This window comes from Micromonospora deserti (genome assembly GCF_003236335.1).
Taxonomy (GTDB): domain Bacteria; phylum Actinomycetota; class Actinomycetes; order Mycobacteriales; family Micromonosporaceae; genus Micromonospora; species Micromonospora deserti.
The window spans coordinates 1-12,211 of record NZ_POUB01000185.1 but is presented as its reverse complement, the minus strand read 5'-3'; the positions used below and the strand labels follow the sequence as shown (position 1 = coordinate 12,211).

Sequence of the window (12,211 nt, the reverse complement as noted above, 5' to 3'; positions counted from 1 at the left end):
CGCCGTCACCACCGTGGCGCGGCGGACCAGGTAGGCCAGCAGCGGGGCGCCGATCAGGGCGGTGACGATGCCGGCCGGCACCTCCCCGGGCGGGGCGACGAGCCGGCCGACGACGTCGGCGCCGAGCAGCAACGCCGGCCCGAGCAGCGCGGAGACGGCCAGGGTCCAGCGGTGGTCCGCGCCGACCAGGGCGCGGGCCAGGTGCGGCACGGCGAGCCCGACGAACGCGATCGGCCCGGCGGCGGCGACGGCGGCCCCGGTGAGCAGCACGGCGGCGGCGCCGCCGCCGACGCGTACCAGGCCGATGCGGTGGCCCAGGCCGCGCGCCACGTCGTCGCCGAGGGCGAGCGCGTCCAACCCTCGGGCGACCACGGCGGCCAGCACCAGGCCGACGAGCACGAACGGCAACACCTGCGCGGCGACGGTGAGGTCCCGGCCGGTCAGCCCGCCGACCACCCAGAACCGGTACTCCTCGAAGGTGCGGGCGTCGATGCTGAGCAGCGCGTACACCACGGAGGCGAGGCTCGCGTCGAGCGCCGCGCCGACCAGCGCGAGGGTGACCGGGCTGGCGCCCTCCCGGGCGCGGGACGCGACGGCGAAGACCAGCAGGCCGGCGATGAACGCACCGCCGATGCCGAACCAGACGTACCCGGCGAGGGTGCCGACGCCGAAGACGGAGATGGCCAGCACCACGCCGGTCGAGGCGCCGGCGCTGATGCCGAGGATCCGGGGCTCGGCGAGGGGGTTGCGGGTGAGTGCCTGGAACAGCACGCCGGCGACGGCGAGCGCCAGCCCGACCGCGAGGCCGAGCGCGGTACGCGGCATCCGCAGTTCCCGGACGATGGTGGCGGCCTCGCCGCCGTCGGGGGCGACCAGCGCGTGCCAGACCTGGTCGACTGAGAGCGACCGGCTGCCCAGCGCGAAGCTGGCCAGCACGGCGAGCAGCAGCGCCAGCGCGGCGGCGACGGTGACCGCCAGCCGGCGGCCGGCTCGGCCGCGGGCCCGGGTGCCGGCCGGGACGGCCGGCCGGGTGGCGAGGGTGGTCACGAGTCTCCCGCGGGTTCGCGCTTAGGGTCGCCTTACCTTAGCCGACGGACTTAGCCCCACCTAACTCGCGGTCGTCGATCCGGCCGCCGAGCAGGTCGGGCAGCGCCGGATCGGGGCGCGCGTGGCCCGTACCGCCCTAGGGTGTGGGCATGCGATTCGACCAGCACACGGTCGTGCTCCTGGTCCGCCCGCCCGACGCGCCGGACCTGCCGCTCGACGCCGCTGACCGGTTGCAGGACGCGCACCTGGCCCACCAGGCGGGGCTGGTGGAGCAGGGGCTCGTCCTCGCCGCAGGGCCTTTCGTGGCCGCCGACGACGACCGGCTGCGCGGCTTCGTGGTCCTCTCCGTCAGCCCCGAGGAGGCCCGCGAGCTGTACCACAACGACCCGGCGGTGCGGGCCGGGCGGCTGGCCGTACAGGTGATGAGCTGGATGGTGCCGGAGGGCAACCTGCGGTTCGAGAGCGTGCCGGTGCCGCGGTCGATGCTGGAGGCCGCCGCCGGCGACTGACCGGCACCGGCGCGGATGCGCGCCCCGTAACCGTCGCGGCCGCGGCGAGCCGGACGATCAGCCGCCCGCCCCGGCGCTCCGGACTGACGCCGGCCGGTACGGCGGCGGTCGATCAGTCGCCGGAGCGCGGCGTGGGCAGCGCGTCGAGCTGGTGGTCGGCCCAGACGTACGTCTCGGGAAGCAGCTCGCCGATCGGCACCGCGCGCAGCGCGTCCGGCGGCCCGACGATCACGCGCAGCTCCGGGAAGTAGTCCCGCAGCACCTGCCGGCAGCGCCCGCACGGCGGGATCACGCCCCGCCCCCGGTCGCCCACCGCGACGATGGTCTCCAGCTCGGTCACGCCCTGGGTGGCGGCCGCGCCGACCGCCACCACCTCGGCGCACGGGCCGCCGGTGAAGTGGTAGACGTTCACGCCGGTGAAGACCCGCCCCTCGGCGCTGCGGGCGGCGGCGGCCACGGTGTGCTCCTCACTGCGGCAGCGAAGCTTGGCGACCGCCGTGGCGGCCTGCACCAACGCCCGGTCGGTGTCCCGCATCGTCATCCCGTCCCCCCTCGATCGGCGGTCAACTTTAGACCGGGTCCGCCGCCGGCACGGCCGGTGGGCAGCGCGGGCGGTAACCCGGGGGCGGTCCGGCGCCGGCCTGCCTATTCTTGGCGACGACATGCAGAATCCAGCCGCACCCGCCGCGACCGACTCCGTCCGCGAGCTGCACCGCCGCCTCTCCCCCCTGATGTTCCGCGACCAGCGTCGCCTGCAGCGGCGGCTGGACGGCGTACGCCGGCTGCGCGACCCGCAGCGGCGGGAGTCGGCGTTGGCCGAGATCGCGGCGGACGTGGCGACGGCCGAGGCCCGGCTGGCCAGCCGGCGGGCCGCCGTGCCGGTGGTCACCTACCCGCCCACGCTGCCGGTCAGCGAGCGCAGGGACGACATCGCCGCCGCGATCCGCGACCACCAGGTGGTGATTGTGGCCGGCGAGACCGGCTCCGGTAAGACCACCCAGCTGCCCAAGATCTGCCTGGAGCTCGGGCGCGGGGTGCACGGGCTGATCGGGCACACCCAGCCCCGGCGGCTGGCCGCCCGGACGGTGGCCGACCGGATCGCCGAGGAGCTCGGCACCGAGCTGGGCGACGTGGTCGGTTACAAGGTGCGCTTCACCGACCAGGTCAGCGACCGCAGCCTGGTGAAGCTGATGACCGACGGGATTCTCCTGGCCGAGCTGCAGACCGACCGGATGCTGCGCCAGTACGACACCCTGATCATCGACGAGGCGCACGAACGCAGCCTCAACATCGACTTCATCCTGGGATACCTCAAGCAGCTCCTCCCCCGCCGCCCCGACCTGAAGGTGATCATCACCTCGGCGACCATCGAGACCGACCGCTTCGCCCGCCACTTCGCCGGCCCGGCCACCGACGAGTACCCGGAAGGCAGGCCGGCGCCGGTGGTCGAGGTGTCCGGGCGGACCTACCCGGTCGAGGTTCGCTACCGGCCGCTGGTCGAGGTCACCGGGGACGAGGAGGAGGACGGGGACGAGGAGAACGTCCGCGACCAGATCCAGGCGATTGGCGACGCGGTCGAGGAGCTGGCCACCGAGGGGCCCGGCGACATCCTGGTCTTCCTCAGCGGCGAGCGGGAGATCCGGGACACCGCCGACGCCCTGGGCAAGCTGGTGCAGAAGAAGCCGACGCTGCGCGGCACGGAGATCCTGCCGCTGTACGCCCGGCTCTCCACCGCCGAGCAGCACCGGGTCTTCGCCCCGCACACCGGACGCCGGGTGGTGCTGGCCACCAACGTGGCGGAGACCTCGCTCACCGTGCCCGGCATCAAGTACGTGGTGGACCCCGGCACCGCCCGGATCTCCCGCTACAGCAACCGGCTGAAGGTGCAGCGGCTGCCGATCGAGCCGATCTCCCAGGCGTCGGCCAACCAGCGCAAGGGCCGCTGCGGGCGGACCTCGGACGGCATCTGCATCCGCCTCTACGACGAGCAGGACTTCCTGTCCCGCCCGGAGTTCACCGACCCGGAGATCCTGCGCACCAACCTGGCCTCGGTCATCCTCCAGATGACGGCGATCGGGCTGGGCGACATCGCCGCGTTCCCGTTCATCGACCCGCCGGACCGGCGCAACATCACCGACGGCGTCAACCTGCTGCACGAGCTGGGCGCCCTGGACCCGGCCGAGACCGACCCGGCGAAGCGGCTCACCCCGCTGGGCCGGCGCCTCGCCCAGCTCCCGGTCGACCCCCGGCTGGCCCGGATGGTCGTGGAGGGCGAGCGCAACGGCTGCGCCACCGAGGTGATGGTGATCGCCGCCGCGCTGTCGATCCAGGATCCCCGGGAACGGCCGGCCGACCGGCAGGCCCAGGCCGACCAGGCGCACGCCCGGTTCGCCGACCGGGAGTCGGACTTCGTGGCGCTGCTCAACCTGTGGCGGCACCTGCGGGAGCAGCAGCGCGAGCTCTCCTCCAGCGCGTTCCGACGGATGTGCAAGGCGGAGTACCTCAACTACCTGCGGGTGCGCGAGTGGCAGGACATCGTCAGCCAGCTGCGCCAGGTGCTGCGTACGCCGGAACCGGGCGGCGCGGGGCGCGGCGGGCGAGCCGCGCGGGACGCCGGCGCGGACGACGGCGGCCGGCGCGGCGGCGGCGCGGACCTGCCGGCGGAGATCGACACCCCGAAGGTGCACCAGTCGCTGCTGGCCGGCCTGCTGTCGCACATCGGCCTCAAGGACGCGCAGAAGAACGAGTACCTGGGCGCCCGGGGCGCGAAGTTCGCGCTGTTCCCCGGCTCGGCGCTGTTCCGTAAGCCGCCGCGCTGGGTGATGGCCGCCGAGCTGGTGGAGACCTCCCGGCTGTGGGGGCGGGTGAACGGCCGGATCGAGCCCGAGTGGGTCGAGCCGCTCGCCCAGCACCTGGTCAAGCGCAGCTACAGCGAGCCGCACTGGGAGAAGAAGCAGGCCGCGGTGATGGCGTACGAGCGGGTCACCCTCTACGGCATCCCGCTGGTCACCTCCCGCAAGGTCAACTTCGGTCGGATCGACCCGGCGCTGTCCCGGGAGCTGTTCATCCGGCACGCGCTGGTGGAGGGCGACTGGCAGACCCACCACCAGTTCTGGACGGACAACCGGCGGCTGCTGGCCGAGGTCGAGGAGCTGGAGCACCGGGCCCGCCGCCGGGACATCCTGGTCGACGACGAGACGATCTTCCAGTTCTACGACCAGCGGATCCCCGCCGACGTGGTCTCCGGGCGGCACTTCGACGCCTGGTGGCGCAAGGCCCGCCGGGAGCGGCCGGACCTGCTCACCTTCAGCCGGGACGTGCTCGTCAACGCCGGCCGGGGCGGGATGGACGAGGGCGACTACCCGGACGAGTGGCGCGCCGACGGGGTGGCCCTGCCGCTGACCTACCGGTTCGAGCCGGGCACCCCGACCGACGGGGTGACCGTGGACATCCCGCTGCCGCTGCTCAACCAGGTGCCCGCGGAGAGCTTCGACTGGCAGGTGCCCGGAATGCGCGAGGAGCTGGTGATCGCGCTGATCCGCTCACTGCCCAAGGCGGTACGCCGCAACTTCGTCCCGGTCCCCGACTACGCCCGCGCCGCGCTCGCCGCCATGCCGGCCGGCGAGGAGCCGCTGCTGGACGCGCTGACCCGGCAGCTGCGCCGGATGACCGGCGTGACCGTGCCGCGCGACGCGTGGGACCTGGGGAAGCTGCCGCCGCACCTGCGGGTCAGTTTCCGGGTGCTCGACGAGGAGAACAGGCCGGTCGCCGAGGGCAAGGACCTGCCCACCCTGCAACGCCAGCTCATCGCGGAGGTACGCCAGGTGGTGGCGGCCGCCGCGCCGGACGTGGCCCGTGCCGGGCTGACCGAGTGGAGCCTCGGCGACCTGCCGCGCACGATCGAGCAGGTGCGGGCCGGGTACGCGGTGACCGCGTACCCGGCGCTGGTGGACGAGGGCACCACGGTCGGGGTGAAGCTGTTCGACTCCCCGGCCGAGCAGGAGGCCGCGCACTGGGCGGGCACCCGCCGGCTGCTGCGGTTGACCGTGCCGTCCCCGGCGAGGTTTTTGCAGGGGCGGCTGTCCAACGAGGCGAAGCTGGCGCTCAGCCGCAACCCGCACGGCGGGGTGCAGGAGCTGATCGAGGACGCGGCCGGCGCCGCGATCGACAGGCTGATCGCCGACGCCGGCGGGCCGGCCTGGGACGCGGCGGGCTTCACCGCGCTGCGCGAGCGGGTCCGCGCCGATTTGGTGGACACCGTGGTCGAGGTGATGGAGCGGGTACGCAAGGTGCTGGCCGCCGCGTACGCGGTGGAGCAGCGGCTCGGCGCCACCCGGAACCTGGCCGTGGTGGCCGCCCTCGCCGACATCCGCGCCCAGCTGAACGGGCTGGTGCACAAGGGGTTCGTCACCGAGACCGGGTACGCCCGCCTGCCCGACCTGCTGCGCTACCTCACCGCGATCGAGCGGCGGCTGGACCGGCTCCCAGGCAACCCGCAGCGGGACAAGCAGCAGCAGGACCGGATCGCGGTGGTGCAGAAGGAGTACGCCGACCTGCTCGCCGCGTTGCCGCCGAGCCGCCGGCGGTCGGCGGCGGTCCGGCAGATCCGCTGGATGATCGAGGAGCTCCGGGTGAACGTCTTCGCCCAGGCGCTCGGCACCCCGTACCCGGTGTCCGAGCAGCGGATCTACCGGGCGATGGACGACGCCGAGGCGGGCTGACCGGTGGTGCCGGTCGGCCGTCAGGACGCCGACGGTCGGGCCGCCCGGGAGCCGACCAGCACCCGCGACAGCACCGGCGGGGCGAGCAGCCGGGCCGGTGGGTCGACGAGGTTCAGCACCCGCAGGAAGGCGGCGCCCAGCGCCGGGTCCCGGGTCGCCGCGGCGTGCAGCCGGTTGACGTACGCGTTGACCAGCCGGACGCGGGGGGTGCGCCGGCCGGTCACCTCGCGGAAGCGGAGGTCGGTGCCGACCGAGATCGACCACGGCCCGTCGATCAGCCGTGCCGCGCCCCGGAAGAACCGTCGGGCCAGCCGCTCCGGCCCACCCGTCACCAGCCGGCGCAGCAGCAGCGCCTCCAGTGCGGCCACCGTCATCCCCTGCCCGTAGACCGGGTTGAAGCTGCACAGCGCGTCGGCCACCACCAGGTAGCCGGCCGGGAACCGGCGCAGCCGCTCATAGCGGCGGCGGACGCTGGCCGGGAACCGCATCGTCGCCGGCGCGCTCGCCGGCTCCGCCGATCGCAGCAGCTCGGCGATCTGCGGGGCGGCGAGGGTGTCGGCGAAGGCGATCATCCCCTCGTCGTCGGCCGGCGGCTCCTCGCCCAGCATCCCGCTGAGCGCCACGGCGAAGCGGTCACCCTCCTGCACGGCGACGATGCCGCCGCGGGGCTGGCCGGGCATCGCGTTGGTGAGCGCGCCGAGGAGCCCTTCCAGGTGGTGCGGCGCCCGGCGGTAGGTGCGGGTCAGGTAGGTCACCCCGACCTGCACCCGCTCCTCGGGCGCCGGACGGTAGCCCAGCTCGGCGAGCCACACCGGGCTGCGGGTGCCCCGCCCGCCGGCGTCCACCACCAGGTCGGCCGCGAGGGTGACCGGCTCGCCGTCGCGGGGGTGCAGTCGTACGCCGGTGACCCGGCGGCCGTCCGGGGTGGCGGTGAGGCCGACCGCCTCGCACGCCGGCACCACGGTCATCCCCGGCTGGGCGGCGACCCGCGCCCGGACGACCTGCTCCAGCAGTGGCCGGCTGACGCCGTACGCCAGCAGCGGGGACGGCGCCCGGCGCATCCGGTGGCCGTCGTTGTACCAGTGCACCTGCTCGTGCAGGTCCACCGTCGGCACGCCGAGCCCGGTGAGTTCGGCGGAGACGCCGGGCAGCAGCTCCTCCAGCGCCTGGCGGCCCCGGGTCAGCAGGACGTGCAGCTGCCGCCCCTGCGGCACGCCCCGGCGGCTGGCCGCGTCCGCCGGCATGAGGTCCCGGTCGACCAGGGTGACCCGGTCGTACGCCTCGGTGAGCGCGCGGGCGGCCAGCAGCCCGCCCATGCTGGCGCCGATCACCACGGCGCTACGGGATGCCATGCCGGGGAGCCTAGGCGGGCCGGCGCCGGCCGCGCGTCTCCTGGCATGCGCACCTGCGACGCCGCGATCGACGGCGCCGGCCGGGGCTCACCGGCGCGGATCAGAGCGGCTCGACGCCGGGCGGCAGGTCGCCCGTGGTGGTGGCCTGGTGCACGTAGTCGAGCAGGATCCGGCGCAGCTCCCGGCCGGCATGGGTGGGTACCACGTCGCGGCGGCGGGCCACCGCGATGGTCCGCCGGACGCCGGGCGGCGCCAGCCGGGTGACCCGCACCCCGGGGCGGTGGGCGACCACGATGCCCGGCACCAGCGCGACGCCCAGACCGGCCTCGACGAAGCTCAGCACGGCGTCCATCTCGCCGCCGTCGACGGCCACGGTGGGCTCGAAGCCGGCCTCCCGGCACGCCTGGAGGGTGGCGTCGCGCAGGTCGTAGCCCTCCCGGAACATCACCATCGGCTGCTCGCGCAGGTCGGTGATGCGCAGCTCCCCGGTCGCCGCCGCGGTCGGCAGCTCCTGGACCGCGGCCACCACCAGGCTCTCCCGCAGGATCGGGTCGGCGCGCAGCCCGGGGTCGGCGCCCTGCCCCGGCATGATGATCAGCGCGAGGTCCAGGTCGCCGCGGAGCAGGTCGCGGACGAGGTCCTGCGAGCCACCCTCCTCCACGCGCAGGTCGACGGTCGGGTGGGCGTCGCGGAACCGGCGCAGCACCGGCGGGGCCAGCGAGGTGGCCAGGCTGGGGGTGGCGCCGAGGCGGACCCGGCCGCGCCGCAGGCCGACCAGCTCCTGCACCTCGCGGGTCGCGGTGTCGACGTCGGCGAGGATCCGCTTGGCCAGCGGCAGCAGCACCTCCCCCGCCGCGGTGAGCGCGATGTTGCCCCTTACCCGTTCGAAGAGCGGTGCCCCGAGGCCGGCCTCCAGGGCGTGAATTTGCTTACTCAACGAGGGCTGGGTAATGCCGACGATGTCGGCGGCTTGGGTGAAATGTCGTACTTCGGCGACCGCGACGAAGTACTTCAGCTGATGGAGCTGCATATACATAGCCTACGGCTATCAAGACTACGAGGTCGATGCATTGGACGACTGATCAAAGTGCTCCTAGCGTCGGTCGCGTGGTAGTCACGAGAACTCGGTCGCCCATCCGCTCCAGTGTCGGCCTGAAGGCTGTCATGGCGGTGACGGGCACCGTCCTGGTGCTGTTCCTCGTCGCGCACATGCTCGGCAATCTGAAGATCTTCACGGGGGCGACCTCGTTCGACCACTACGCGCACTGGCTGCGCGAGATCGGCGCTCCCCTGCTGCCGGGCGTGTGGTTCCTGTGGATCCTGCGCACCGTGCTGCTGGTGTCGGTGCTCGCCCACATCTGGGCGGCGACCACCCTGGCGCTGCGCGCACGGGCCGCCCGCCCGGTCCGGTACGCCCATCGCAAGTCGGTCCAGGGCAGCTACGCGGCCCGCACCATGCGCTGGGGTGGGGTGATCATCCTGCTCTTCGTGATCTACCACCTCCTGGACCTGACCACCGGCACCCTGAACCCGGTCGGCGACCCGACCCGGCCGTACGCCAACGTGGTCGCCGACTTCGCCCCGGAGCGCTGGTACGTCACGCTCTTCTACACCCTGGCGATCGTGGCGGTCGGGTTCCACCTGCGGCACGGCGTGTTCAGCGCGCTGCGCAGCCTCGGCCAGCAGACCCCGCGCGGCGAGCGCCGGGCCCGGACCGTGGCGCTGGTCTTCGCCGTCGCGCTCTGCGCCGGCTATCTCGTGGTCCCGTTCGCCGTACTCACCGGATTGGTGTCCTGACCATGGATCTCTACACCGAGGGCGACCCGATCGCCGACGCCAAGGCACCCGACGGCCCGATCGAGACCCGCTGGGAACGCCGCCGATTCGAGGCCAAGCTGGTCAACCCGGCCAACCGCCGCAAGATGACGGTGATCGTGGTCGGCACCGGCCTGGCCGGCGGTTCGGCTGCCGCGACCCTGGCCGAGCAGGGCTACCGGGTCAAGTCCTACTGCTACCAGGACAGCCCGCGCCGGGCGCACTCGATCGCGGCGCAGGGTGGTATCAACGCCGCGAAGAACTACCGCAACGACGGCGACTCGGTGCACCGGCTCTTCTACGACACGGTCAAGGGCGGCGACTTCCGCTCCCGCGAGTCGAACGTGCACCGGCTGGCCGAGGTCTCGGTCAACATCATCGACCAGTGCGTGGCCCAGGGCGTACCGTTCGCCCGCGAGTACGGCGGCCTGCTGGACACCCGCTCCTTCGGCGGCGCGCAGGTGCAGCGCACCTTCTACGCGCGGGGCCAGACGGGCCAGCAGCTGCTGCTCGGGGCGTACCAGGCGCTGGAGCGGCAGATCGGCCTGGGCAACGTGGAGATGAACGCCCGGCACGAGATGCTCGAGCTGATCGTCGTCGACGGCCGGGCCCGGGGCATCGTGGTCCGGGACCTGGTCACCGGCGAGGTCACCAGCGAGTTCGCCGACGCGGTGGTGCTCGCCTCCGGCGGCTACGGCAACGTCTTCTACCTCTCCACCAACGCCAAGGGCTGCAACGTCACCGCCACCTGGCGGGCGCACCGCAAGGGTGCGTACTTCGCCAACCCCTGCTACACCCAGATCCACCCGACCTGCATCCCGGTCTCCGGCGACCACCAGTCGAAGCTGACCCTGATGAGCGAGTCGCTGCGCAACGACGGCCGGGTCTGGGTGCCGAAGGCCAAGGGCGACGACCGCCACCCGAGGGACATTCCCGAGGACGAGCGGGACTACTACCTGGAGCGGATCTACCCCTCGTTCGGCAACCTGGTGCCCCGGGACATCGCCTCCCGCGCGGCCAAGGCCGTCTGCGACCAGGGACGCGGGGTCGGCCCGTCCGGGCTCGGCGTGTTCCTGGACTTCGCCGACGCGATCAACCGGCTCGGCCGCAAGGCCATCGAGGCCAAGTACGGCAACCTCTTCGAGATGTACGAGCGGATCACCGGCGAGGACCCGTACGAGGTACCGATGCGGATCTACCCGGCCGTGCACTACACGATGGGCGGTCTCTGGGTCGACTACGACCTCCAGTCGACCATCCCGGGCCTGTTCGTGATCGGCGAGGCGAACTTCTCCGACCACGGCGCGAACCGGCTCGGCGCCTCGGCGCTGATGCAGGGCCTCGCGGACGGCTACTTCGTGCTGCCGAACACCATCGCCAACTACCTGGCCGCCGGCCCGTACGAGAAGGTCGACGCCAGCCACCCGGCGGCGGTCGAGGCCCGCCGCGAGGTGGAGGACCGGATCCAGCGGCTGCTGGCGGTCAACGGCGACCGGACGGTGGACTCGTTCCACCGCGAGCTGGGCCAGATCATGTGGGAGCACTGCGGTATGGAGCGCTCCGAGGCCGGGCTGCGCAAGGCGATCGACGAGATCCGCGCGTTGCGTGACCAGTTCTGGCAGCGGGTCCGGGTGCCCGGCGACGGCGAGGGGCTCAACCAGTCGCTGGAGAAGGCCGGCCGGGTGGCCGACTTCTTCGAGCTGGCCGAGCTGATGTGCATCGACGCCCTGCACCGCGAGGAGTCCTGCGGCGGCCACTTCCGGGCCGAGCACCAGACCCCCGACGGCGAGGCGCAGCGCGACGACGACCGGTTCGCCTACGTCGCGGCCTGGGAGTTCACCGCCACCGGCGAGCCCTCGGTGCTGCACAAGGAAGACCTGAAGTTCGAATACGTCCACCCCACGCAGCGGAGCTACAAGTGAACCTGACCCTGCGCATCTGGCGCCAGAAGGGCCCTGAGGACAAGGGTCGGATGGTGACCTACCAGGTCGACGACGTGTCCCCCGACATGTCGTTCCTGGAGATGCTCGACGTGCTCAACGAGCGGCTCATCCTGGCCGGCGAGGAGCCGGTGGCGTTCGACCACGACTGCCGCGAGGGCATCTGCGGCATGTGCGGCCTGATGATCAACGGCAACGCGCACGGCCCGCAGCGCGGCACCACCGCCTGCCAGCTGCACATGCGGCAGTTCTCCGACGGCGACACGATCGACATCGAGCCGTGGCGGGCCCGGGCCTTCCCGGTGATCAAGGATCTGGTGGTCAACCGGAGCGCGTTCGACAAGATCATCGCCGCTGGTGGTTTCATCACCGCGCCGACCGGCAGCGCGCCCGAGGCCCACTCCACCCCGGTGGCCAAGGCCAACGCGGACGCCGCCTTCGAGTCGGCCGCCTGCATCGGCTGCGGCGCCTGCGTGGCGGCCTGCCCGAACGGCTCCGGAATGCTCTTCACCGCGGCCAAGGTCACCCAGCTCTCGCTGCTGCCGCAGGGCCAGCCGGAGCGGTACACCCGGGTGATCGGCATGGTGGACGCGCACGACGAGGCCGGCTTCGGCGGCTGCACCAACGCCGGCGAGTGCACCGTGGTCTGCCCGAAGGGCATCCCGTTGAACACCATCGGCCGGCTGAACCGGGACTACCTCAAGGCCACCACCAAGCGGGGCGACAACACGCCCGGCTCCTGACGGCTGCGCCGGACGGGCCGCCGCGCACCTGTGCTGCGGCGGCCCCGCCCGATCATCTGCCCCCGGTCCCGGCAGTTGCTCCTC

Annotated in this window: 9 protein-coding genes; 5 read left to right on the top strand and 4 right to left on the bottom strand. The window is 73.2% G+C overall.

Translation table 11 applies throughout. The features are described 5' to 3' along the window. The coding region (locus tag C1I99_RS22305) for a FecCD family ABC transporter permease (protein ID WP_111136168.1) at positions 1-1,047 on the bottom strand (1,047 nt) is incomplete at its 3' end. A gap of 149 nt (positions 1,048-1,196) precedes the next feature. Between C1I99_RS22305 and C1I99_RS22300 the strand changes: the two genes are divergently transcribed. Next, positions 1,197-1,556 (top strand): YciI family protein, encoded by a 360-nt coding sequence (locus C1I99_RS22300; protein WP_111136169.1) that lies wholly within the window; start codon positions 1,197-1,199, stop codon positions 1,554-1,556. A gap of 112 nt (positions 1,557-1,668) precedes the next feature. Here the strand turns inward: C1I99_RS22300 and C1I99_RS22295 are convergent, their stop codons facing one another. Continuing rightward, positions 1,669-2,097, bottom strand: coding sequence for a cytidine/deoxycytidylate deaminase family protein (locus tag C1I99_RS22295; protein ID WP_111136167.1), 429 nt, complete (start codon positions 2,095-2,097; stop codon positions 1,669-1,671). 121 nt (positions 2,098-2,218) lie between these two features. On the opposite strand from C1I99_RS22295, the gene hrpA reads away from it, so the two are divergent. Next, entirely contained in the window at positions 2,219-6,277 is a 4,059-nt protein-coding gene (gene hrpA, locus C1I99_RS22290; RefSeq protein WP_111136166.1) for an ATP-dependent RNA helicase HrpA, read from the top strand. Positions 6,278-6,297: 20 nt separating this feature from the next. On the opposite strand, the gene C1I99_RS22285 is transcribed toward hrpA, so the two are convergent. Further along, positions 6,298-7,629: an FAD-dependent oxidoreductase gene (locus tag C1I99_RS22285; protein ID WP_111136165.1), complete on the bottom strand. Its 1,332-nt coding sequence runs from the start codon at positions 7,627-7,629 to the stop codon at positions 6,298-6,300. A 100-nt stretch (positions 7,630-7,729) separates the two neighbouring features. Further along, a complete protein-coding gene (locus tag C1I99_RS22280; protein ID WP_111136164.1) occupies positions 7,730-8,665 on the bottom strand; it encodes a LysR family transcriptional regulator in 936 nt (311 codons plus the stop codon). A 29-nt stretch (positions 8,666-8,694) separates the two neighbouring features. Between C1I99_RS22280 and C1I99_RS22275 the strand changes: the two genes are divergently transcribed. The 3 genes from C1I99_RS22275 to C1I99_RS22265 are packed head-to-tail and all read left to right on the top strand — an operon-like array spanning position 8,695 to position 12,127. Next, positions 8,695-9,426: a succinate dehydrogenase cytochrome b subunit gene (locus C1I99_RS22275; RefSeq protein WP_111136163.1), complete on the top strand. Its 732-nt coding sequence runs from the start codon at positions 8,695-8,697 to the stop codon at positions 9,424-9,426. 2 nt (positions 9,427-9,428) lie between these two features. Further along, the gene (locus C1I99_RS22270) at positions 9,429-11,366 is read left to right on the top strand and encodes a fumarate reductase/succinate dehydrogenase flavoprotein subunit (RefSeq protein WP_111136162.1); all 1,938 of its coding nucleotides are present in this window, start codon (positions 9,429-9,431) and stop codon (positions 11,364-11,366) included. Then, on the top strand, positions 11,363-12,127 hold the full coding sequence (locus C1I99_RS22265) for a succinate dehydrogenase/fumarate reductase iron-sulfur subunit (RefSeq protein WP_111136161.1): 765 nt from the start codon (positions 11,363-11,365) through the stop codon (positions 12,125-12,127). The genes C1I99_RS22270 and C1I99_RS22265 overlap by 4 nt, the downstream gene beginning before the upstream one ends. The last annotated feature ends 84 nt before the right edge of the window (positions 12,128-12,211 follow it).